Annotated in this window: 18 protein-coding genes; 8 read left to right on the plus strand and 10 right to left on the minus strand. The window is 60.4% G+C overall.

Going from position 1 to position 23,655, the window contains the following annotated elements:
• Positions 1 to 3: 3 nt before the first annotated feature.
• The 3 genes from ACTJJ7_RS07515 to ACTJJ7_RS07525 all read right to left on the minus strand — a co-directional run bounded on the left by ACTJJ7_RS07515 (position 4) and on the right by ACTJJ7_RS07525 (position 2,010).
• On the minus strand, positions 4 to 672 hold the full coding sequence (locus ACTJJ7_RS07515; protein WP_105734273.1) for a carbonic anhydrase: 669 nt from the start codon (positions 670 to 672) through the stop codon (positions 4 to 6).
• A 145-nt stretch (positions 673 to 817) separates the two neighbouring features.
• The gene (gene pdxY, locus ACTJJ7_RS07520) at positions 818 to 1,702 is read right to left on the minus strand and encodes a pyridoxal kinase PdxY (protein WP_105734274.1); all 885 of its coding nucleotides are present in this window, start codon (positions 1,700 to 1,702) and stop codon (positions 818 to 820) included.
• Between the two features lie 47 nt (positions 1,703 to 1,749).
• On the minus strand, positions 1,750 to 2,010 hold the full coding sequence (locus ACTJJ7_RS07525) for a hypothetical protein (protein WP_105734622.1): 261 nt from the start codon (positions 2,008 to 2,010) through the stop codon (positions 1,750 to 1,752).
• Positions 2,011 to 2,149: 139 nt separating this feature from the next.
• Between ACTJJ7_RS07525 and ACTJJ7_RS07530 the strand changes: the two genes are divergently transcribed.
• From ACTJJ7_RS07530 to ACTJJ7_RS07550, 5 genes are all read left to right on the plus strand, one after another.
• Positions 2,150 to 2,770 carry a LemA family protein gene (locus ACTJJ7_RS07530; RefSeq protein ID WP_440966367.1) on the plus strand — a complete coding sequence of 207 codons (621 nt, stop codon included), beginning with the start codon at positions 2,150 to 2,152 and terminating at the stop codon, positions 2,768 to 2,770.
• Between the two features lie 42 nt (positions 2,771 to 2,812).
• Positions 2,813 to 3,646, plus strand: coding sequence for a TPM domain-containing protein (locus ACTJJ7_RS07535; protein ID WP_440966368.1), 834 nt, complete (start codon positions 2,813 to 2,815; stop codon positions 3,644 to 3,646).
• An 8-nt stretch (positions 3,647 to 3,654) separates the two neighbouring features.
• Positions 3,655 to 4,287: a TPM domain-containing protein gene (locus ACTJJ7_RS07540; protein WP_105734277.1), complete on the plus strand. Its 633-nt coding sequence runs from the start codon at positions 3,655 to 3,657 to the stop codon at positions 4,285 to 4,287.
• A 107-nt stretch (positions 4,288 to 4,394) separates the two neighbouring features.
• The gene (locus tag ACTJJ7_RS07545) at positions 4,395 to 9,188 is read left to right on the plus strand and encodes an NAD-glutamate dehydrogenase (protein WP_440966370.1); all 4,794 of its coding nucleotides are present in this window, start codon (positions 4,395 to 4,397) and stop codon (positions 9,186 to 9,188) included.
• Positions 9,189 to 9,224: 36 nt separating this feature from the next.
• Positions 9,225 to 10,592 carry an MFS transporter gene (locus ACTJJ7_RS07550; RefSeq protein ID WP_440966372.1) on the plus strand — a complete coding sequence of 456 codons (1,368 nt, stop codon included), beginning with the start codon at positions 9,225 to 9,227 and terminating at the stop codon, positions 10,590 to 10,592.
• Here the strand turns inward: ACTJJ7_RS07550 and purH are convergent.
• From purH to htpX, 4 genes are all read right to left on the minus strand, one after another.
• The gene (purH, locus tag ACTJJ7_RS07555; RefSeq protein ID WP_440966373.1) at positions 10,582 to 12,198 is read right to left on the minus strand and encodes a bifunctional phosphoribosylaminoimidazolecarboxamide formyltransferase/IMP cyclohydrolase; all 1,617 of its coding nucleotides are present in this window, start codon (positions 12,196 to 12,198) and stop codon (positions 10,582 to 10,584) included. The two genes, ACTJJ7_RS07550 and purH, sit on opposite strands and share 11 nt — an antisense overlap.
• A gap of 114 nt (positions 12,199 to 12,312) precedes the next feature.
• On the minus strand, positions 12,313 to 14,022 hold the full coding sequence (locus tag ACTJJ7_RS07560; protein ID WP_440966375.1) for a heparinase II/III family protein: 1,710 nt from the start codon (positions 14,020 to 14,022) through the stop codon (positions 12,313 to 12,315).
• A gap of 184 nt (positions 14,023 to 14,206) precedes the next feature.
• Positions 14,207 to 15,586: an RsmB/NOP family class I SAM-dependent RNA methyltransferase gene (locus ACTJJ7_RS07565; RefSeq protein WP_440966574.1), complete on the minus strand. Its 1,380-nt coding sequence runs from the start codon at positions 15,584 to 15,586 to the stop codon at positions 14,207 to 14,209.
• Positions 15,583 to 16,554, minus strand: a complete 972-nt coding sequence (gene htpX, locus ACTJJ7_RS07570) for a zinc metalloprotease HtpX (protein WP_440966376.1) — start codon at positions 16,552 to 16,554, stop codon at positions 15,583 to 15,585. Before htpX ends, ACTJJ7_RS07565 begins: the two co-directional genes overlap by 4 nt.
• Before the next feature lie 115 nt (positions 16,555 to 16,669).
• On the opposite strand from htpX, the gene ACTJJ7_RS07575 reads away from it, so the two are divergent.
• A complete protein-coding gene (locus tag ACTJJ7_RS07575) occupies positions 16,670 to 16,903 on the plus strand; it encodes a DUF1674 domain-containing protein (protein ID WP_440966378.1) in 234 nt (77 codons plus the stop codon).
• Between the two features lie 10 nt (positions 16,904 to 16,913).
• On the opposite strand, the gene ACTJJ7_RS07580 is transcribed toward ACTJJ7_RS07575, so the two are convergent.
• The gene (locus tag ACTJJ7_RS07580) at positions 16,914 to 18,314 is read right to left on the minus strand and encodes an MATE family efflux transporter (protein WP_440966380.1); all 1,401 of its coding nucleotides are present in this window, start codon (positions 18,312 to 18,314) and stop codon (positions 16,914 to 16,916) included.
• Between the two features lie 476 nt (positions 18,315 to 18,790).
• Between ACTJJ7_RS07580 and ACTJJ7_RS07585 the strand changes: the two genes are divergently transcribed.
• Positions 18,791 to 20,056 carry a class I SAM-dependent methyltransferase gene (locus ACTJJ7_RS07585; protein WP_440966382.1) on the plus strand — a complete coding sequence of 422 codons (1,266 nt, stop codon included), beginning with the start codon at positions 18,791 to 18,793 and terminating at the stop codon, positions 20,054 to 20,056.
• Between the two features lie 39 nt (positions 20,057 to 20,095).
• Here the strand turns inward: ACTJJ7_RS07585 and acs are convergent, their stop codons facing one another.
• The gene (acs, locus tag ACTJJ7_RS07590) at positions 20,096 to 22,048 is read right to left on the minus strand and encodes an acetate--CoA ligase (protein WP_440966383.1); all 1,953 of its coding nucleotides are present in this window, start codon (positions 22,046 to 22,048) and stop codon (positions 20,096 to 20,098) included.
• Between the two features lie 296 nt (positions 22,049 to 22,344).
• Here acs and ACTJJ7_RS07595 point away from each other — a divergent pair, with 296 nt between their 5' ends.
• The gene (locus ACTJJ7_RS07595) at positions 22,345 to 22,887 is read left to right on the plus strand and encodes a YcbK family protein (RefSeq protein WP_130271172.1); all 543 of its coding nucleotides are present in this window, start codon (positions 22,345 to 22,347) and stop codon (positions 22,885 to 22,887) included.
• A 10-nt stretch (positions 22,888 to 22,897) separates the two neighbouring features.
• Here the strand turns inward: ACTJJ7_RS07595 and ACTJJ7_RS07600 are convergent, their stop codons facing one another.
• The gene (locus ACTJJ7_RS07600) at positions 22,898 to 23,563 is read right to left on the minus strand and encodes a YggS family pyridoxal phosphate-dependent enzyme (RefSeq protein ID WP_440966384.1); all 666 of its coding nucleotides are present in this window, start codon (positions 23,561 to 23,563) and stop codon (positions 22,898 to 22,900) included.
• Positions 23,564 to 23,655: the final 92 nt, after the last annotated feature.

Consider the following 23,655-nt stretch of genomic DNA (forward strand, 5'->3'; position numbering starts at 1 on the left):
CGGTTACTGCCCCGGCTGCAGGTCGACCAGTTCAGGGTCGGGACGCAGGAAATCCCCGGTTTCAGGGTTCATCACCCAGAGCTCACCCGTCGAGATATCGAACCAGGCGCCATGCAATGTGAGGCGTCCCTTCTTCTCCAGAATATCGACACAGGGAAAGCTGCGCAGGTTCCGCAGGGAGTAACGGATGGAGATGCGCTCCAGCGCCGTCTGGCGCTCGAATGGGGTCATCAGCTCATTTGCGGCGACCGCTTCGGCGGCGGGCGCCACGAGGCTCATCCATTTGCCGATGAAGTCACCGGGGGAAAGCGGCTTGCTCTCCGTATCGAGCGCTGCCTTGATGCCGCCGCAACGCCCATGCCCCAGAACGACGATGTTCTTCACCTTGAGGCTCTGCACGGCAAATTCAAGCGCGGCCGATGTCGCGTGGTACTCGCCATCAGGCTCATAGGGCGGCACCAGATTGGCGACATTGCGGATGACGAAAATCTCGCCGGGACTGGTGTCGAAAATGATTTCAGGGGCGGCGCGCGAGTCGCAACAGGCGATCACCAGCGTTTCGGGGGTCTGGCCCTGTTCGGCCAGCTGGCGGTAGCGCATGGTTTCATTGGCATAACGCTGTGCCATGAAGGTGCGATAACCGGTGAGCAGTTTCTCAGGAAGCATGGTCATGATGGTGCATTAATCCCGATTGAAGGGAAGATCAATTGGTCTTGCGCCGGTGGACGCATCGCCACAATGCGAGACCCCAGAATAGGGCGGTTTCGCGGCGTGTCACCGAAATTGCGAACAGCGCACCGTGTCGAAACGGCGCAGGTCAGGCCCGGATGCCTTTGCTCGGGTGCGTGAGGCGGCGCATCTGGATCATTGCCATTGGACTGGACAGGCTGGAAGCATCCGCCTCGAGCATCAACTCATCGGCGCCGCGCTTGGCGGAGCGAGCCATGATTTCAAAGACTGACGCGGTGGTCCGCTGCAAAATCTGTTCATGATCAAGGCCGGCCAGCATGCGTGCCAGGAAGAGTGCCGACGTCAGGTCGCCAAGCCCGTTCGTCGGCCCGGTGACAAGGCGATGCTCCGCCAGCATGGCGAAGGAGTGGGTGACCAGGAGATTTCCGGTACCGCCCGCCAGCATCGGATGGGCCGAGGTGACCAGCATCGTGCCGGGACCGGCATGAAGAGCGGCCTGCATGATCGCCTTGTTATCGGGAAGATCGGCGCCGGCAAGCCAGGCGAGTTCGAAACGGTTGGGTGTGGAGATATCGGCCAGCGGCATGAGTTCATCGCGAATGCCAATGGCCGTCGCTTCGGGGACATATAGTCCTTTGGTGTCGCCAATGACGGGATCGCAGAGGTAAAGCACATCCTTGTTCTGGCTTTTGACCTTCCTGACCAGGCGGGCAACGGATGCCGCCTGCGCGGCATTGCCGAGATATCCGGTCATGATGGCGCGCACTTCGCCCAGCCACGGCGCACGTTCCAGATCGGCGATCAGGTCGTCGAACTGCTGCGGTTCCGGCACGATGCGCTTGGCCGCCCCATGCCCGGGATGCCATGGCAGGATGACCGTCGGCACTGCCCAGACCGGGTGTCCGAGGGTCTCAAGCGCAAACACCGCTGCCCGGTTGCCGACGGAACCGCGCACCACGTGGCTTGAAATGACAATGACAGCATTGGAGGAGGGGGCAACAGAACCGGTCATGGAAATACTCGTAAAGGAGTTCGGAAAAGCGGGATGAGTGCGCAGACTCAGCTTTTGCCGGTAACAGAACTGATCAACCAGATAAACATGGCGAGCAGCACAAGCAATCCCAGAAACCTTCCGATGCGCGTTCCCCAGATTTCGATCGGATCGCCGGCGTCGGCATCCCGTGCAGTGAAATGCCCTTTGGTTCTGGCTACGGCCCGGTCAATCACGGTTCCGCTGCCCGCATTCGACTCATGGTTGACGCGTTCCAGAATCCGCGCCGATTCTGTTACAGTCTGACGTTCTTTGTCATTGGCAGCCATGGCGATTCCGCTTGATCCCTGTTGCAAGGCAGCATAGCGCTTTGCCAGTTCCTTTTGCAGCAAAAAATGGCTACGCTCAGCCTGCTTCGTTCCAAAACGGCCAACCGGTCAGGAAAATGAGTGTTGAGGAGAGGGTTTTATGCAGAAAATGGCGTCGTCGTCCGGCTTTTTGCCACGCAATGTTTTTTCGGTTTTTGCGCTTGCCATTCTCGTACCGCTGCTTTCCGCATGCGGTTTCAATACGATTCCGACCAATGAAGAACAGGCCAAGGCTGCGTGGAGCGAGGTGCTCAACCAGTATCAGCGCCGTGCGGACCTGATCCCGAACCTGGTGGAAACCGTCAAAGGTTATGCGGCTCAGGAAAAGGATGTGCTGACATCCGTGGTCGAGGCGCGCGCCAAGGCGACATCGGTGCAGGTGACACCGGATACGCTGAAGGATCCCAATGCGTTCAAGGCGTTCCAGGACAATCAGGCCAATCTGACCGGTGCCCTGTCACGGCTTCTGGCCGTCGTTGAAAACTATCCCGATCTCAAATCCAACCAGAACTTCCTGGCATTGCAATCACAGCTGGAAGGCACGGAAAACCGCATAGCGGTTGCGCGCCGTGATTATATCGAGGCGGTGCGCGTCTACAACACGTCGCTGAAAACCATGCCGACAATCATCTGGACATGGATCTGGTACACCGGCAACCAGCCCTATCAAACCTTCACGATCGACGATTCCGCCAAGCAGACGCCCCAAGTCAAATTCTAGGCTTTCAGAATGCGCACCATCCGCCAAAGCGCGGTTACTGCCATGCGACACCCCGCGCTGATGCGGATGTCGTATGGCCTACTGCTGATTCCGGTCCTGCTCGCGCTGCTGCTGGGCAATGCCCTTGCGGCTGACCTGCCGGTTCTGACGGGTCGTGTGGTCGATGGCGCGAACGTCATCGACGCGGCAACCCGCGATGCCATCACCCAGAAGCTGGCGGCGTTCGAGGCGAAATCGTCCGACCAGGTCGTCGTGGTGACGGTCCCAAGCCTTGATGGCGAGGCGATCGAACCCTATTCCAACCGGCTTTATCGTGCCTGGGCGCTCGGCCAGAAGCAGGAAAACAACGGCGTGCTTCTGGTTGTCGCGCCCAATGACCGCAAGGTACGCATCGAGGTCGGCTACGGGCTGGAAGGCACGCTCACGGATCTGTTGTCCAGGCTGATCATCGAGAATGCCATTATTCCTGGCTTCCGTTTGGGTGACTATTCCGGCGGCATAGCGCGTGGGGTCGACGATATACTGACCGTGCTTTCCGGCGATTCGGCGGAACTCCAGGCGCGGGCAAAGCGGAATATCCAGAAGGAATCCTCCAATATCGACTGGTTCGGGGTGATTTTCATCTCAATCTGGGTGCTGATCTTCTTCGGCGGTTTCGGCATGGCGATCATGGCGTCGGTTTTCGGCCAGAAGATCGGGCCCGGCCGCTACAAATGGCTTGGCATGACCATCGACACACGATCCTCCTCGGGCGGCGGTTCCGGCGGCGGGTGGTCGTCTGGCGGTGGCGGATGGTCCTCCGGTGGCGGCGGTGGCGGCGGCTTTTCCGGCGGCGGTGGTTCGTCCGGCGGCGGCGGCGCTTCGGGAAGTTGGTAGGAGAGAGCATGTCAATGATGAGCGACGAGGATCACGCCCGCATTGCCGAGGCGATCCGTGATGCGGAAAGCCGGACCAGCGGCGAAATCTACGCGGTGCTTGCCCGCCGTAGCGACAGCTATTTCTTCGTCGCCGGTTTTGTCGTCACCGTTGCCATCCTCATTGCAGCCGTCGCGGTTGCGCTGGCTGCACACTGGTACTGGTTCACGATTTCCCTGCCGCTGTTCGGCCTGGCCATTCTCGCAGCGTTTCTCACCGCGATCCTGCTGATCCGGCTGGTTCCGGGCCTGGGCATGCTGTTCGTACCCAAGCGCATCCTCTATCAGCGCGCGCACCTCAATGCGGTTCAGCAATTCCTGGCACGCAATGTTCACCTGACGGAAAAGCGCACTGGCATTCTGCTCTTCGTGTCCCTGGCCGAACACTATGCGGAGGTTGTGGCAGATGCGGGTATCAATGCCCGGGTGCCGCAGGAGGAATGGAACGGCATCGTCGCAACCCTGACAGATCATGCGGCGCTGGATGATCACGCTTCGGGTTTCCTCAAGGCCATCCAACATGCGGGACAACTGCTCGAAACACACTTTCCGGCGGGTCCCGACAACATCAATGAACTCGATGATCATCTGGTGGAACTGTAACCCGTCCAAATGTCATGCGAATTTTACGTCCGGCGTGCAGTTTGCAGTCGAAAATGCAATTTCAGTGGCTATGATGAGCCAAAATGCCTGTTCAGGGAGAGAATCTGATGGCTTCAAAAACAAAATCGGGCGCGAAAGCCGCTCCGAAATCAAAAACAGCAAAAGCCACGAAAGAAAAAAAGCAAACACCCGGGTTGTTTGAAGAACTGCTGTTTGCGCGGGCACCGGCAGAAGACCTCGCTGATTATGATGCCGGGGCACTGACAATATCCGCCAGGCTTGCCGAGGATGCGCTGAGCCGGTTCAAGCCGGGAAAGCCGCTGATCGACCTTTCCGATGGCAGCACGGTTTCGCGTGATGGCAGGCCGGTCACGGTCGTTACCCTGATCAACGACAACATGCCCTTCCTGCTCGACTCGGTTCTGGGCGAGATCAGCGAGCGGGTCAGTTCGGTCTATCTGGTTCTGCATCCGGTGATGGATGTGGACAGGAAAAGCGGTGCGGTTATCGGGGCTGCAGGCCCCGACAAGCCCGGCAAGGACGAGCTCCGTGTCTCCGTGATGCAGATTCATGTGCCCGCACTGGAGCTACCTGCGCGCGAAATCATGGTCGAGGCGCTCAATCTCGTGCTCAAGCAGGTGCGCGAAGCGGTGAATGACCGCGCCGCCATGGTCGCGCGTCTCGGCGATGCGATCGAGGCCTACAAGTCCGGCAAGACACCGATGAAGAAAGCCGCCGCCGAAGAGGCGGTCGAATTCCTCGAATGGCTGCGCGACAATAATTTCACCTTCCTCGGTGTGCGCGAATACGACTATCAGGGCGACGGCAGCCAGGGTGAACTGGAGCGGTCGGGCAAGCCGGGTCTTGGCATTCTGCGTGATCCCGATGTGCGCGTGCTCAAGCGCGGCAACCAGGGCGTGACGACAACGCCGCAGATCATCGCATTCCTCACGGGTCCCGAGCCGCTGATCGTCACCAAGGCAAACACCAAGTCGCTGGTGCATCGCCGCGGCTACATGGATTATATCGGCGTCAAGACCTATGATGCCGAGGGCAAGGTGAGCGGCGAGCTGCGCTTCGTCGGCCTGTTTACGTCCGGGGCCTATACACGGTCCGTGCTGAAGATCCCCTATCTGCGCTCGAAGACGGAAAGCGTCATCAGCCGCCTCGGATTCAACCGCGAGGATCACTCGGGCAAGCAGTTGATCAAGGTCCTTGAGAGCTATCCGCGCGACGATCTTTTCCAGATCGACGTCAAGACACTGACCCGCAATGCCGAGATCATCCTGGCCTTGGGCGAGCGTCCGCGCGTGCGTGTTCTGCCGCGCATCGATCCATTCGGCCGCTTTGCCTCCATCATCGTCTATGTGCCGCGCGAACGTTACGATTCCATCGTGCGCGAAAAGGTCGGTTCCTATCTCGCGGCAACTTATGAGGGACATGTTTCGGCCTATTATCCGGCGTTTCCGGAAGGCAATCTGGCGCGTGTCCATTTCATCATCGGCCATGCGGAGAATGACTTCCCCAAGGTCAAGCGCGAGGCTCTGGAAGAAACCGTCCGTTCGATTGTCCGCACCTGGGAAGATGCGGTCGCCGAAGTGGGCGACCGCAGCGGCCTGGCGGAATTCTCGTCTCTCGCCGCGGTATTCCCCGATTCCTATCGGGAAAACTTCTCACCCGATGAAGCGCTGATCGATGCCAGCCGGATTGCCGGACTGTCGCGGACCAATCCGCTGTTCGTTGATTTCTATCGTCACCGGACCGACGGCCCGAATGCGGCGTCGCTGAAAATCTATCACTACGGCTCGGCCGTCGCCCTGTCGCAACGCGTGCCGCTTTTGGAAAACATGGGCTTCCGTGTGATCAGCGAGCAGACATTCGCCCTGCCTGCCGCCGATGGAAGCCCGCTTTTCGTGCATGACATGGAATTGGTCAGCACATCGGGATCGCCTATCGATCTGAGGGACAATGGCGACCTGTTTGAAGATGTATTCCGCAACATATGGGGCGGTGCGTCCGACAATGACGGTTACAATGCGCTCGCCTTGACCGGGCAGCTCACAGCGCGCCAGATCATCATCCTGCGCGCCTATGGCCGTTATCTGCAGCAGGCCGGCATTCCCTACTCGCAGGATTACATCGCCATTGCGCTCAACCGTTACCCGGTGATTGCCAAGCAATTGTTCGATCTGTTCGAGCAGCGGCTCAATCCGAAAAAGGGTGCTGCTGCGCAATCGGAACGCAAGCAGGCAACGATTCGCGCTGCCATCGAAGAGGCATTGCAGGGCGTGCCGAGCCTTGACGACGACCGTATCCTGCGCCGCTTCCTCAATCTGATCGAATCGACATTGCGCACCAATGCCTTTGCGCCGGAGGAAGACGGCAGCGAGCGCGTGACGCTGGCCTTCAAGCTGGACCCGCGTGCGCTGGATGATCTGCCGGAGCCACGGCCCTATCGCGAAATCTTTGTCTATGGTCCTGAAGTCGAGGGTGTGCACCTGCGCTTCGGTCCTGTCGCCCGCGGCGGGCTGCGCTGGTCGGACCGGGCACAGGATTACCGCACGGAAGTGCTGGGCCTGGTCAAGGCACAGCAGGTCAAGAATGCCGTCATCGTACCGGTTGGTGCCAAGGGCGGGTTCTATCCCAAGCGCCTGCCGACGGGCGGCGACCGCAATGTGATCTTTGAGGCCGGACGCTCCGCCTACATCACCTTCATCGCGACACTGTTGTCGGTGACCGACAATCTGCACGGCGAAACCGTGGTGCCGCCAGACAATATCCTGCGGCTGGACGGTGACGATCCCTATTTCGTCGTGGCCGCCGACAAGGGTACGGCGACATTCTCCGACACCGCCAATGCCATCAGCCAGGCGCATGATTTCTGGCTGGACGATGCTTTTGCATCGGGCGGTTCGGCCGGTTACGACCACAAGAAGATGGGCATCACCGCTCGCGGCGCCTGGGAAGCCGTGAAACGGCATTTCCGCGAAATCGGCACGGATATCCAGAAAGTGCCGTTTATCGCCGTTGGCGTCGGCGACATGTCCGGCGATGTGTTCGGCAATGGCATGTTGCTGTCACCGCAGACGAAACTCGTTGCCGCGTTCGACCACCGCGATATCTTCATTGATCCGGAGCCTGACGTCAAAGCCAGCCTGAAGGAGCGGCAGCGCCTGTTCAATCTGCCGCGTTCGAGCTGGCAGGACTATGACAAGTCGAAGATTTCAGCCGGCGGCGGCGTGTTCTCCCGTTCGCAGAAGTCGATCACGCTGTCGAAGGAAGCCGCCAAGGTGATCGGCCTTGCCAAGACCACGGCAACGCCGTTCGAAATCATGACGGCCATTCTGAAAGCGCCGGTCGACCTCCTGTGGTTCGGCGGCATCGGCACCTATATCCGCTCCAGCTTCGAGACGGATGCCGAGGTCGGGGATCGCGCCAATGATGCCATCCGCATCACCGGGCTTGATGTGCGGGCCAAGGTGATCGGCGAGGGTGCCAATCTCGGCGTGACACAGAAGGCGCGCATCGAGTTCGGTCTCGCTGGCGGACGCTGCAATTCCGACGCCATCGACAACTCGGCCGGCGTCAACACCTCCGACGTTGAGGTCAACATCAAGATTGCCCTGGCGCAGGCCATGCGTTCGGGAAAACTGCAGCGCGACAAGCGCGATACGCTGCTCGAATCGATGACGGACGAAGTAGGGCATCTCGTCCTGCGCAACAATTACCTGCAGACGCTGGCTCTGTCGCTGGCGCAGCGGCGCGGATTGACCGATCTTGCCTATCAGTCGCGGTTCATGAGCGAACTGGAAGCCCGGAAGCTGTTGAATCGCAAGGTCGAAACATTGCCTGATGACAAGGCTCTGGCCGAACGGCAGGCTGACGGCATAGCGCTGAGCCGCGCCGAACTCGGCGTTCTCCTTGCTTATGCCAAGATCGTGCTGTCCGATCAGCTGCTGGCCAGCACCCTGCCGGATGATCCTTATCTGGAGCGCGGGCTGCTCGACTATTTCCCGAAGCAGATGAAGGAAGGCTATGGCGAAGAAATCCGCACGCACCGTCTGCGCCGGGAAATCATTGCGACCCAGCTCGCCAATGATGCCATCAACCGCGGCGGCCCGACCTTTGTCAGCCGCCTCGCCGATCTGACGGGGCAGTCGGCACCGGATATCGTCCGGGCCTATGTGATCGTGCGCGATGGTTTCGAGGTCGATGGGCTGTTTGCCGATATCGATGCGCTCGACAATGCGTTGCCCGGCGATGTGCAAAACGGCTTTTACGCCAAGGTGGCGCAGATGCTCAACTGGACAACGGCGTGGGTTCTGCGCAACCGGACCGGTGGCATCGGCCTGGAGGCGGCAATCAAGGAAATCAAGGCGGCCCGCAGCACCCTGCAGCCCAAACTGGAGAAGCTGCTGCCGCTGTCCATGAGCAATCAGCTGCGCGACGATACGGCCTATTACGCCGGACAGGGCGCACCTGCGCCCTTGGCGGCTCAGCTCGCCCGGCTGGAAATTGCGCCGATCATTCCGGATATCGCAGCCGTCGCCCAACAGGCCGGTACCGACATTGCCAGTGCCGCCAAGGCTTATTTCGACATTTCCGAAGCCTTCCGCATCGGCCGTATCGTCGAAGCCGCCCGGGGCGTTTCCGTCGCGGATTACTATGACGGCATCGCGCTGGCGCGCGCATCGGACCTGATTTCGCAGGCGCGGCGCGGTATTGCCGTGGCGGCGCTCAGCGAGCATGGCAAGACATCCGATCCGGCAAAGGAATGGCTGACGGGGCGCGGTACGCAGGTCGACGAAGTGCGTCAGCGTATGGCGAATATCGTCGAAGGCGGGGACCTCACGGTCTCGCGTCTCGCCGTTGCCGCCGGATTGCTTTCCGACCTGTCCTAGAACAGGCCGAAGGGCAGATCAGGGGAAGGAAACGACATGGCTGCGTCTAAACGGGGCATCTGGGGATGGATGCTCTTCGACTGGGCGGCGCAGCCATTCTTCACCGTTGTCACGACCTTTATCTTCGGTCCCTATTTCGTTGCGCGGATGGCGAGTGATCCCGCCATCGGCCAGGCGGCCTGGGGTTATGGCATTGCCATATCTGGCCTCGTCATTGCCGTGCTGTCGCCCGTCCTCGGGTCGATTGCCGATCAGACCGGGGCGCGCAAGCCGTGGATCGGCTTTTTTGCCGTTATCCAGATCATAGCCCTGTCGATGCTGTGGTTCGCGGCGCCAGGCTCCAGCCTGATTGCTCCGCTGATCTTCTTCTCGCTGGCATCGATTTCTGCGGAATTTTCCATCGTTTTCAACGACTCCATGATGCCGCGGCTGGTGCCGGAAAAGGACATCGGGCGCATTTCCAACATGGCGTGGGGGCTCGGCTATCTCGGCGGCATGATTGCCCTGATCTTTGTGGTCGCCTTCATGGCGGGGTCGCCGGACACCGGAAAAACCATGCTGGGATGGCAGCCAATCCTGGGGCTCAATCCCGCGGCGGGCGAGGGCGACCGCGCAACCGGACCGCTGTCAGCGCTGTGGTATCTGGTTTTCGTGCTGCCGATGTTCCTGTTCACACCTGACAGCGCAAGGGGGCTCCCCATCGGCAAGGCGGTGCGCGGGGGGCTTGCGGAGTTGAAATCCACCATTGGCGAAGTGCGCCAGCGTCCGGGCATCTTCCGCTTTCTCATTGCGCGCATGATTTACCAGGATGGTGTTAACGCCCTGATCGCCCTTGGCGGGGCATTTGCCGCGACCATGTTCGGCTGGGCGACGGCGGAGATCGGCATCTACGGCATCATCCTGAACGTCGTTGCGATTTTCGGCTGCCTTGCCGCGAGCTGGCTCGACACGCGGATCGGCTCGAAGGCCGTGGTGGTGATTTCACTGGTGCTTCTGACCATCGCGACCATCGGCATTGTCTCGACGGGGCCTGGCTACACCCTGTTCGGATGGTGGCCGCTGACAGGCGCCGATACGACCGGGTTGTTCAAGACACCCGCCGAGAAGGCTTTCATTGTGTTCGGGCTGCTCATCGGTGTTGCCTTCGGCCCGGTGCAGGCGTCGTCGCGCTCCTACATGGCCCGCAGCGTGTCGATCGATGAAGCGGGCCGCTATTTCGGCATCTATGCCCTGTCGGGGCGGGCAACCAGTTTTCTCGCGCCATTTATGGTTGCCACTGTGACAGCGCTAAGCGGATCGCCACGCCTCGGCATGGCGATGATCATCGTCTTCCTGCTGGCCGGACTGGCTGTCCTGTTGCGAACACCCTATCCGGCAGCAGTCATCGACAGACCTAGTGTCTGAAATGGCGCATGCCGGTGAACACCATGGCGATGCCATGTTCGTCGGCGGCAGCGATAACATCCTCGTCCCGCATGGAACCACCGGGCTGGATCACTGCCGTGGCTCCGGCGGCGACCGCTGACAGCAAACCGTCGGCGAAGGGGAAGAATGCGTCGGAGGCGACGACCGAGCCCTTGGTCAGAGGTGTTGCCAATCCGGCGGCTTCCGCGGCATCTTCCGCCTTGCGGGCGGCAATGCGCGCCGAATCAACGCGGCTCATCTGACCGGCACCGATGCCAACCGCCGCGCCATCCTTCACATAGACAATGGCGTTGGATTTGACATGCTTGGCAATGCGGAAGGCAAGCTTCAGGTCGATCATTTCCTGCTCGGTTGGCGCGCGCTTGGTCACGACCTTCAGATCGAGATCGTCGACCACGCCGCTGTCGCGTGACTGGACGAGAATGCCGCCGGCAACGGTCTTTGCGGTGATGCCGGATGCGCGTGGATCGGGCAGGCCACCGGTGACAAGCAGGCGGAGATTCTTCTTGGCGGCAACGATTGCCTGGGCTTCCGGCGTCGCGTCCGGCGCAATGATTACTTCGGTGAAGGTCTTGACGATTTCTTCCGCCGCATCGGCATCGAGCGTCTTGTTGAGTGCAACAATGCCGCCGAAGGCCGAAACGGGATCGCAGGCCAGGGCCTTGAGGTAGGCTTCCTTCAGTGTCGCGCCCTCAGCCACGCCGCAGGGGTTGGCATGCTTGATGATGGCAACGGCGGCCGTGCGGGCCGGATCGAACTCGGCAACGAGTTCAAAGGCCGCGTCAGTATCATTGATGTTGTTGTAGGAAAGCTGCTTGCCCTGCAGCTGCGTTGCCGTGGCAACGCCCGGACGCTTTTCCCCTGTGAGGTAAAAGCCCGCGGACTGGTGCGGGTTTTCACCGTAGCGCATGACCGAATGCAGGTGGCCGCCGATGGCCCGGCGCGAGGGTGTCTCGGTCATCAGCGCTTCGGCAAACCATCCGGAGATGGCCGCATCATAGGTTGCCGTACGGGCATAGGCCTTGGCGGCGAGGCTCTGGCGGAAGGAATAGGGCAGCGATCCCTCATGCTTGTCGAGCATGGCAATCACCATCTCGTAGTCGCCCGTATCGGTGACCACGCCGACATAGGCATGGTTCTTTGCCGCAGCGCGGATCATGGCCGGTCCGCCAATGTCGATGTTCTCGACGATAGTGGCGTAGTCGGCACCGGAATGGCGGACTTCTTCGAAGGGGTAGAGATTGATGACCGCCAGATCGATGGCGCCGATGCTGTGCGCCTGCATGGCCTCCGCATGGTCCGGATCGTCGCGCACGGCCAGAAGGCCGCCATGGACCTTGGGGTGCAGGGTCTTGACGCGGCCGTCCATGATCTCGGGAAAATTGGTGACCTCGGAAACGTCAATGACGGGAATGCCTTTCGCCGCGATGGTCTTCGACGTTCCGCCCGTCGACAGGATTTCGATGCCGTGCCGGTGCAGCGCATGGGCGAGCGCTGTCAGGCCCGCCTTGTCGGAAACCGAAATGAGCGCGCGCTTGACGGGATGAAGGTTCGGAGCGGGAATGGATTTTGCGGTGACGGCCATGGGAGAATTCGTCCTCAGCGGAAAAGTTTGGGGGATTTGGACAGCCGGTTAGCACAGGCGGCCGAGGAATCCTACTTCCGATCGCATATTCAGACGAATAGAGGCGGTTTTCCCCTAGCCATAGGCACCGAGGGATGTCCGGGTGAATTGCCATTCCACTTCCGGCAGTTGCGCCGCACTCAGCGAAAGCGTGATCTGGCGCGTTTTCACCGGCCCACGGAACCCGGCAAAGAACAGCGAGTCTTCGATGAAGGGCTGAACGGTGGCGGAAAACATCCAGATATCGTCATTGTCCACCTGCAGGATAATCAGGCCGTTGTCATCGACGCTGACATTGACCGCCGGATGGAGATGAAAGCGGATAACCACATTCTCGCGGCCGGTTCCGCGCAGCGGATTGCGACCGGCGGCGAAGAAACTGTCGATGCCCTCGATGACACTGCCATTGTGCGACAGGACGATCTGGCGTTCATGGTAGATGCCGAATGGCCGGACATAGCCATTGTGGTTGGCGACGAAGCCGACCGCGCCCGGCCGTTCGATTCGCTCGACATTGACCTTTGTCGGTCCGGCGATGATCGGGGTGCCAATCATGGTGGAAAGGCCGGAGGTGGCGCTGAAGCGGCATGACGAGGTGTCATTGATCGTCGCGGTGGAATGCGCGGCTGTGGAGCGCGCCAGCGGGCGGAATTCTTCCGGACCGTAGCGGTCGACACCGGCATTGACGATGTAGCGATTGCGCCCGGACGACATTTCGAAGGACAGGCACCCGGCATGGGCGTCGCGCGATGCGGTGACTGGCGGCGCAAGGCCGGTATCGGCAATGATGGTGGTCGAATCCATCGAGAGCCGCTCATAACCCGAATGCAGCGCATGGGTTAGCGGCAGGCCGCCAATATCGTCATGGCGCAGAACGGCGATGACGCGTTCGGGCATGGTCGCGCCGACGCCGTTGAACAGGGCCAGATTGCCGTCGTGATGGCGGAAGAAACGCAATGCGGGCAGCATGCGCTCGATGGCTTCCATCAGCGCCTTCGGAGGGGCCTCGGTGCCGCTGGCATAGGTCTGACGCAGCGGAAGAAGGTCGGCCAGAAGTTCGAGCACCGTCAGCGGATTGCGGGAGATATGCCCACCGTCCGGCAGGATCTGATGAATGAGTTCAAATTCGAGATTGCGGCGGGCCGAGCGCGCCGTATTGGATGAAACGGGCAGCGCCAGCGCGGCAAAGGCAAGCGCAATGCGGGCGCGCAGCTTCTCTTCGCCGTCGTCCATCACGGCGGCCATGGTCCGCAGGTAACGCACCTGGGTGGCGAGCGAGCGCATGAATTGCCGGTAGGCCCGCAAATCCGCGCCCGCCAGGATGAGGCTGGAATGCTGGAGCCAGGCGATAATGCGCTGGGCTGTGACCTCGGGAGCCCAGGCAGGGCCGCCGATCGAGCGGCCGTGGGTCGCGATCCAGTCGCTGAGCAGGGCGCGGGCATTGGCTGTCGCCAGCTCGGTGCCGGACGCACGCATATGACGCAGCCAGCCGAAATTGTGCAGCGCGGCCTGCCAGGCAGCATTGGGCGGCTCGACGACGAAGGGCGAGCGCCCGCCTGTCTCCACCACCCGGCCGGCAAGCGCAAAGCGGCCATGATAAAATTCTTCCGCGAGCTGCGGGTCGGCGGGGCGCAGATCCTGCGGTGCAATCAGCACGCGTTCGGGGGTGAAGCCGGTGAAACGCCAGCGGAACAGCGGCCCCATGCGCAGGCGCCTGCGGAAACGGCGCCACAATTGCGCAGTCGCAAGTCCCCACAGTTGCGGTGTTTCGCTAAAGGCGACCATCTCGCGGTATTTCCTCGCTTCGCCGCGTTCCGGCGCACTTCAGTCTGCTGTTATGCATGTTCGCGAAACATGTCCCGCATGGCGGAATCCTGTCCCAGCTCCCTGAAATCATTGCTTTGGTTTCACCCATCGACGACAAATCGGGACTATGCAAGTAAAACAGTTAAAATTTTAGTATTTGATTTTAATCTTTCCGGCGAAACCTTGCGGCGAAGAAACCATCCATGCCCGAAAGCGCCGGATCCTCGTTGGCAAGGTCAGCGGGCGTGGAACGCACATAGCCCTCGCGGGTGATCAGTTCGGCAAGTCCTCCCACCTCGTCCCTGCTGACGGGCAAAAGTTCAATGGACGGGTTTTTGGCCAGAAGATCGTTGGCAACCTTTTCGCCTTCCAGCGGATCGAGCGAACAATTGGAAAAGACCACGACACCGCCGGGGCGAACCAGGGTGACAGCATGATCAAGCAGCTTGGCCTGAAGTGTTGCCAGTTTCTGGATATCGGCTGGTGATTTCGTCCAGGGAACGTCGGGATGCCGCCGCACAGTGCCTGTCGAGGAGCAGGGTGCATCGAGCAAAACCGCATCGAACGGTTCGGCTGGCATATAGGCGGCGAGATTGGCTTCCACGGTTTCCGCCGTGAGTTGAAGCCGTTCAAGGTTGGATCGCAGGCGTTTCAACCGGTTGGCCGACAGGTCAAGCGCCGTGACATGCGCACCGGCCTGCGCCAGTTGCGCCGTCTTGCCGCCGGGGGCGGCACAAAGGTCGGCAACCCGCTTTCCCTTGATGTCGCCGAAGAGTTTCGCGGGAAGGCTCGCCGCCGTATCCTGCACCCACCAGTCGCCTTCCGCAAAGCCTGCAAGGCTGGTCAGCGCACCATCGACCTGGGCGATACGCACCGATCCCGTCGGCAGGGCAATGCCGCCAAGGCGCTCCGCCCATTCCTGCGGATCGCCCTTGACGGTGAGGTCAATGGGCGGTTCCTTGCTCTGCATATCCAGAATAGCTTTGGCTTTTTCCGTGCCGTAGGCGGCGATCAGGCCATCTTCGAACCATGCAGGCACATTGCTCGCGTTCGAGACGATAGTCTCTCGCTCGCGCGACAGGCGGCGCAGCACCGCATTGACCATCGATGCGAAGCGGCGATTGCGCGGATCGTTGTTGGCGGCCGTCACTGCCAGGTCGACGGCTGCACGATCAGGAATATCGAGATAAAGAATCTGCGCTGCCGCCACATGCAGCAGGTGACGCAGGGCGACGGCGTTTTCAGGCAGCGGCCGGTCGATCAGCTGGCCGATGGCCGCTTCGATGTTGCCGCGGTTGCGCAGGGCAGCACCGAGGATGGCGCGGACCAGCGACCGGTCGCGGTCGTCAAGCGCCATGTATTGCGGATGGCCGTTGCTGTTGTCGGTCAGTCCGTCCAGGGACGTCTGCTTTTCAATGACGGCGCCCAGGAGCCGGGTTGCGCATTGGCGCGCCGCCAGCCCCGGCCGGTCTTCGGCCTCGTGGTGATTGGACGCGCTGTTCTTCTTGCCAAACGGCCGCTTTCTCTCCTGCGCCGCGCTCATGCCCATGGGCCTTTGCGCAAGGAACCGTCACGGCCCCAGGGGGACGGCGTTTCGTCCTCAGGCTCCTCCTGGGCAGGAGTGGCCGGCGTTGCCATTGGCTGCGGTGCGGCGGGGCGCTGGCGGAACTCGTCCACCATGGCCTGCAGTGCTGCGATACGGTTTTCGGTGCTCGGATGGGTGGAAAACAAATTGTCAGCTCCTTGGCCGCTCAATGGATTGATGATGAAGAGCGACGCGGAGGCCGGGTTGCGCTCGGCTTCCTCGTTGACGATCTCTTTGGCACCGCGGGCAATCTTGTTGAGCGCGGAAGCGAGCCACAGCGGATTGCCGCAAATCTCCGCGCCGCGCCGGTCCGCCGAATATTCGCGCGTCCGGCTGATGGCCATCTGCACGATCATGGCCGCGAACGGCGCAACGATCATGGCAACGAGAACGCCGATGAAACCGAGGGGGTTGTTGTTGTTGCGATTGCCGCCGCCAAAGAACATGGCGAAGTTGCCAAGCATGGAGATCGCCCCGGCGAGGGTGGCTGTGACGGTCATGGTCAGGGTATCGCGATGTTCGACATGCGCCAGCTCATGCGCCATGACCGCTGCAACCTCGTTCGGTGACAGGCGGTGCAGCAGTCCGGTAGACGCGGCGACTGCAGCGTTCTGCGGATTGCGTCCGGTGGCGAAGGCATTCGGCTGATCATTTTCAATGAGATAGACGCGTGGCATGGGCAAGCCAGCACGCCCGGCGAGATCGCGCACGATTCCATAATATTCCGGGGCGTTATTCTGGTCGACTTCGACGGCGTTGTACATCCGCAGGACCATCTTGTCGGAATTCCAGTAACTGAAGAGGTTCATGCCCGTCGCAACGACGAGGGCAATCAGCATGCCGCCGGTGCCGCCAATGAGAAAACCAACGCCCATAAACAAGGCGGTCATGAAGGCGAGCAGCATTCCGGTGCGCATTACATTCATGGTATCATTCCCCGCATTGTGAACATTTCACCTATCAAGATCATTCCTTTTGTTCGACATCTTCCGGTATATGATGGTGTTTCACACAGCAAGCTTCAATGATGGACAGACCGGAATGACAAGCGACCAGACATCGGAGACGCCGCAGGCAGAGGCCGGCGAACAGCCGTCAGGCAAGCCTTTCGATCAATTGCCGCCTGCCGCACAGCGTGCATTGCTGGAAGCCGAAGCGCGCCGCAAGGCCGAGGAAAACCAGGCTGGCCAGCCGCGGGAGATCGGCGGGCGCGGTGGCAAGGATCCTGCCCGCTTCGGCGACTGGGAAATCAAGGGTCGCACCATCGATTTCTGATCCTGTCCACCTAGTGCCGGATGATTTTGATACCCAGTTTTTCCCGCCGCAGCCAACGGCTCATCAGCAAAATGGCAGCGGCAGCCAGGCCGGACAGCAGGCCGAGCCAGATGCCAGCACCTTCCAGTTTCAGCCAGAAGCCGAAAGCGACGGAGAGTGGCAAGCCGATGCCCCAATAGGCAATGGCCGCATAGATCATCGGTATCGTCGTGTCATGCAGGCCGCGCAGCATGCCGCTGGCAACAGCCTGCCCGCCGTCGAAAATCTGAAAAAGCGCAGCAAAAGCCAGGAATGACACGGCGAGGGACACGACCGGGGCATTGGCCGGATCGCTGACATCGATGAAGGCACGGATGAGCTGGTGCGGTGCCAGCAGCATCAGCAGTGCGGTGAGGACCATGAAGCCTGTGCCTGCGGCAAACGCCACCCAGCCGGCCCGCTTGATGCCATCCTTGTCCTGCGCGCCATAGGCGCGGCCGATGCGCACGGTCGCCGCCTGGCCGAAGCCCATGGGCACCATGAAGCTGATCGATGCGATCTGGATGGCGATGGCATGGGCGGCCAGCGAATCAGGCCCGATAATCCCCATCAGGAACGCCGCTGCGTTGAAAATCGTCACCTCGAAGCTGAGGATTGCCGCAATGGGCAGGCCGAGGCGCAGGAGTTCGCGATAGCGGGCCCAGTCAGCGCGCCAGAACCGGCCAAACAGGCGGTAGCGGCGAAACTGCCGGTCGCGCAAAACGACAACGACAAGACCGACGAACATCAGCGCGGAGGACAGCGTCGTGGCAATGCCCGAGCCGACAATGCCGAGTTTGGGGAAACCGAAATGGCCGAAGATCAGGCACCAGTTCGCCAGAGCATTGAACATGACGGCAAGGATGGCGATCACCAGTGCCCAGCCGGGACGCTCGAGTGCGGCCAGGAATGAGCGGACGACGATGTAGCAATAGAATGGCAGGGCTGCCCATTGCAGAGCCCGGACATAGGCACCTGCCTCGGCAGCGAGCGCCGGATCCTGCCCCATGGCGGTCAGGATGTGCTGGGTGTTCCACAACACGCACCAGATGGGAATGGAGATCGTCACGGCAATCCACAGGCCCTGACGCACGGTCCGGCGGATTTCCCGTACGGTGTACCTGTTGCGGCCAAGCTCGCGCGCCATCATCGGCGATGTCGCCAGCATAAGACCAAGGCCAAAGATCATTGGAACGTAGTAGAGATTGGTCCCCAGTGCACCGGCAGCCAGCGTGTGTGCACTGACCCATCCCATCATCATGACATCGGTCGCCGTCATGGCCGTCTGGGCCAGATTGGTGAGAATCATCGGCCAGCTCAAGGCCAGCATCGCAATGATTTCGTCACGCCATGCACGCTTGGGTGCTGCGTTTGGGGTTGGAAGGGCGGACATAGCGGGTCTTTCCGAGGGAATTGCCTCTTATAGAGGCAGGGCGCACCATTTTCAGGCAGAAATCTTGGTATCACCAATTTCAGAAAGAGCAAAGCAGCGGGGAGAGAATTCTGGCCGCCTGAACGGAAAGGGCCACTCCGAAGAGTGGCCCCGCAATTCCGTTTGGCACAAAGCTGTCGTTTGGCCTTCTTACCCCTGGACTAGCCAGGGTGCTTATTCAACGGAGAGACGATCCCCGATGGAAAGCATCAGACGCCCTGTGGCAGTTTGCGAAATCACGAGACATCGGATCACCTCCTTTTCATTCGTTGAACACAAATTGAGAATGGGGTCTGGCGCGCCAGGTTTCAAGGGAAAATTTTCAATCGCCGTTTTTGGCAGCTCTTGAAAGTGCGTTGCCAGTCGGAAACGAAGCGCATAGGTTCTGCCGAACCTCCGGCCGCAGTGTGCCGGAGCACAGGATTTGGAGTTGTTGCATGGCGGCACAGGAAAGCGCGGCGCGGATCATCCGCACAGTCATACACATGCTGGAGCCGCAATTTGCCGTGGAATTATGGAATGGCGAGCGTATCGGCGACATGGCAGGCCCGGTGCTTGCCATCAACGACCCGATGGCCGTGCGCCGTCTGGCGCTGAAACCCAACATCGGATCCATCGTCGAACTGTGGATCTCGGGTCAGATCGACGTGAAGAACGGCACGCTGTTCGATCTGGTCGAGCGCGGGCCCAAGGGCAAATTCAAGCAGAAGCTCAAAACATTGCCCAAATGGCAATTGCTGAAGGACGTGCCGGCCTTGCTGCTCGGCGGCCGCGGCACGGACGCCTCGGGCGTCGACGGACAGAAGCCGTTTGTCAGCGGCTCCGACAAGGCGGCCATTACCCACCACTATGACGTGTCGAATGAGTTCTACCAGCTCTTCCTGGACGAACGGATGGTCTATACCTGTGCCTACTTCACCGACTGGGCCAACAGTCTGGACCAGGCGCAGGAGGCCAAGCTCGACCTGATCTGCCGCAAACTGCGGTTGAAGCCCGGCGAAAAACTGCTGGATATCGGCTGCGGCTGGGGCGCGATGCTGATCCATGCGGCCAAGCATTATGGCATCACGGGAACCGGCGTGTCGCTTTCGGAAGCCCAGACTGCCCTTGCCCGGGAGCGGATCAAGGCAGAGGGACTGGAAGACAAGATCACGATTCACGTCAAATCCTACGAACATCTCGACGAGGAATTCGACAAGATTTCATCGATCGGCATGTTCGAACATGTCGGCATTGCCAATTACGATACGTATTTTTCCAGCGTGCACCGTTTGCTGCGGCCGGGCGGCCTCTATCTTCATCACGCCATCACCCGGCGCATGAAGCGCAACAAGAAGACGTTCGGCCGCAAGAGTGCCGAGCATCTGGCGCTGGTGAAATACATCTTCCCGGGCGGTGAACTCGACCATCTCGGCATGACCATCGAAAACCTCGAGGGGTATGGTTTCGAGGTTCACGATGTGGAAAATCTGCGCGAGCACTATGGCCGGACCTGCCGTCTCTGGGCGGAGCGGTTGCATGCCCGCTTTGACGAAGCGATTGCGGACGTCGGTGCGCCGAAAGCCCGGCTCTGGCTGCTCTACCTGACCGGTTGCGCGCTGGCGTTCGAACGCGGGACCGTGCAGATCAACCAGACGCTGGCATCCAAGCGCAAGCGCGGGATTTCCACCGTACCACAGACAAGAGCCGATCTCTATCGCTAGAGAGCGGGTCTTGTTGGGGTTTTTGTAACGGCTTGCCGCTCAGCTCTTCTTGTTCTGCCGGTTGGCGATCAGATCGTCGACGACAGCCGGATCGGCCAGGGTCGAGGTGTCGCCCAGAGAGCCGAAATCGTCCTCGGCGATCTTGCGCAGGATGCGGCGCATGATCTTGCCCGAGCGTGTCTTGGGCAGGCCCGGTGCAAACTGGATCTTGTCCGGGGAGGCAATGGGGCCGATTTCCTTGCGGACATGGGCGACAAGTTCCTTGCGCAGTTCGTCGCTGCCTTCAAGGCCCGCCATCAGCGTGACATAGCAATAGATGCCCTGTCCCTTCAGGTCGTGGGGATAGCCGACAACGGCGGCTTCCGAAACCGTGTCGTGGGATACGAGCGCCGATTCAACTTCAGCAGTGCCCATGCGGTGACCCGAGACATTGAGGACGTCATCGACGCGGCCGGTAATCCAGTAATAGCCGTCCTTGTCACGGCGGCAGCCATCCCCGGTGAAATACTTGCCCTTGTAGGTGGAGAAGTAAGCCTCGATGAAGCGCTTGTGATCGCCATAGAGCGTGCGCATCTGGCCTGGCCATGAGTCGGTGATGCAGAGATTACCGTCGGCGGCCCCCTCCAGCACATCGCCTTCATTGTCGACAAGCTGTGGCTGCACGCCGAAGAACGGGCGCGTGGCCGAACCCGGTTTCAGGTCGGTGGCACCCGGCAGCGGGGTGATGAGAATACCGCCGGTTTCCGTCTGCCACCAGGTATCGACGATGGGCGAGCGTTTGTCGCCGACCACCTGATAGTACCATTCCCAGGCCTCCGGATTGATCGGTTCGCCGACCGAACCGAGGATGCGCAGCGATTTGCGCGAGGTCTTCTTGACCGGCTCATCGCCGGCGCTCATCAGCGCGCGAATGGCGGTGGGGGCGGTGTAGAAGATGTTGACCTTGTGCTTGTCGATGACTTCCCAGAAGCGCGAATTGGTGGGGTAATTGGGAACACCCTCGAACATCAGCGTCGTGGCGCCATTGGCGAGCGGGCCGTAGACGATATAGGAGTGGCCGGTGACCCAGCCCACATCGGCCGTGCACCAATAGATATCGCCGTCGTGGTAGTCGAAGACATATTGGTGCGTCATCGAAGCATAGACGAGATAACCGCCCGTGGTGTGCAGCACGCCCTTCGGCTTGCCGGTCGAGCCCGATGTGTAGAGGATGAACAGCGGATCCTCGGCCTTCATCTTTTCCGGCTTGCACTCGGGCTTCACGCTGAGAATTTCCTCGTGATACCAGAGGTCGCGGTTGGGCGCCCAGCTGGTCTTGCCGCCCGTGCGGCGGACAACCAGCACGTTCTTCACCATCACATGATGTTTGGCAGCGATGTCGATGGCCTTGTCCGTATTGTCCTTCAGCGGGATCGGCTTGCCGCCGCGCATGCCCTCATCGGCCGTGATGACGAAGGTGGATTCGCAATCGATGATACGGCCTGCCAGCGCATCGGGCGAAAAGCCGCCGAAAACGACGGAGTGGACGGCGCCGATACGCGCGCAGGCCAGCATGGCGTAGGTGGCTTCGACGATCATCGGCATATAGATCGTCACGCGGTCGCCCTTCTTGACGCCGTGCTTTTTCAGCACATTGGCAAGACGGCAGACCTGCTCATACAACTCGTTATAGGTGACTTTCTTGTCGAGGTAGGGATTGTCGCCCTCCCAGATGATGGCGACCTGGTCGCCGCGCTTCTTCAGGTGCCGGTCAATGCAGTTATAGGAGACGTTGGTCTGGCCGTCCTCGAACCATTTGATCGCGACCTTGCCTTCGAAGGAGGTGTTCTTGACCTTGGTGTAGGGCTTGAACCAGTCGATGCGCTTGCCGTGCTTGGCCCAGAATTTCTCGGGATCCTTGATGCTCTGCTTGTACCAGGCGAGATATGTTTCATTGTCGATAAGCGCGTTTTTCTTCGCACTTGGCAGCACGGGATAGACCTTCTCGGACATCAATTTCCTCCAAACCTGAGCTGACGGGCCTCCACCCGGATACCTCCCGGGGAGAGAGGCGCATGGCGTTCATTATCACCATGCAAATCGATGCGTAAATACAACAAATGCCCCGGAGGGAACGGCGTTCCGTCGCACACAAACCGCTACGCGTTGTAATATTGCGTTATATTTTGTTATGGGGCGTGATCCATTTTGAACACATTTTGCCTTAGACCGTCTCTGCCTTGACTTGGGAGGATAATTTCGGCGCGCCCTGTGGACTGAAGAGCGTGCGCCCAATCAAGGACTGATGGATGACGATGTTACCTTTGCGCGGCGTTGTGTTTCGCGCAAAATCCGCCACCCTGGCGGTTGCCCTGTTCGGGCTTGCCTTTGCCAATTCCGCTACTGCCGGCACGCTGCCGGAACCTGCCAATCCCTGGAAACGGCTTGGTGCGCACCTCTTTGACGAAGAGCATGCGCATCTGCTGGGCGATTCCCTGTTCGACAAGATCAATCCGCTCGTGCTTGCAGCCATGCCGCGCGGCAAGGCCTATATCCAGTACAAGGCCCCGGCCAATTGCGTGCCGGAACGGCTCAAGAATGTCTTGAACCGCGTTTCGGCCGCCTATGGCCCGATCACGGTCAACTCGACCGTGCGGTCACGCAATGCCAACCGCAGGGCAGGCGGGCGGGAAAAATCCTACCACCTGAGCTGCCAGGCTGTTGATTTCCGCGTGCATGGAAGCGCTTCCGGCCTGTTGCAGCATTTGTCGGGCAGCAAGGAAGTCGGCGGTTTCAAACGCTATCCCGCCGGTTACTACCACATCGATACGGGACCGCGCCGCAGCTGGTGACGGCACGTTTTCAGGTTCGGCTGCCAAAGATAGCGGAGCCGACACGCACGGATGTCGCACCAAAGCCGACGGCGGTCTCGTAGTCGCCCGACATGCCCATGGAGAGCTTTTCCACGCCGGCTTCCTGCGCGATCTTTTCCAGAAGGGCAAAGTGCGGGCCAGGGTTCTCATCCGCCGGAGGGATGCACATCAGGCCTTCGATCGCCAGCCCGTGCACCGTGCGGCAACGCTCGACAAAGGCGACGGCTTCCTTTGGCTCGATCCCGGCCTTCTGCGGTTCGGAGCCGGTATTGACCTGAACATAAAGCTTGGGAAAGCGGTTCTGCTTCTTCATTTCGCCGGCAAGCGCCGCCGCGATCTTTTCCCGGTCGATGGTCTCGATGACATCAAACAGCGCCACGGCGTCTTCACTCTTGTTTGATTGCAGCGGCCCGATGAGGTGAAGTTCTATGCCCGTATAGTCCTCGCGCAAACCGGGCCACTTCGATTGCGCTTCCTGGACCCGGTTTTCCCCGAAAACACGCTGCCCGGCATCCAGAACGGGACGAATCTCTGCTGCGTCAAAGGTTTTCGATACGGCAACGAGTGTCACCGAGCCTTCCCTACGGTTGGCTTCCGCTTCGGCTTTCGCAATGGCTTTGCGAACGGCAAGAAGGTTTTCAACGGCGGTCGACATGGTCAAGCGTGTCCTTTTTGATGCAGTTTCGGCCAAACCCTCATTGTCAATGGTTGACGCTCTGGTCAATCCATGGTGAAGGTCCGCCCATC

The organism is Phyllobacterium sp. 22229, from assembly GCF_052056495.1.
Lineage (GTDB): Bacteria > Pseudomonadota > Alphaproteobacteria > Rhizobiales > Rhizobiaceae > Phyllobacterium > Phyllobacterium myrsinacearum.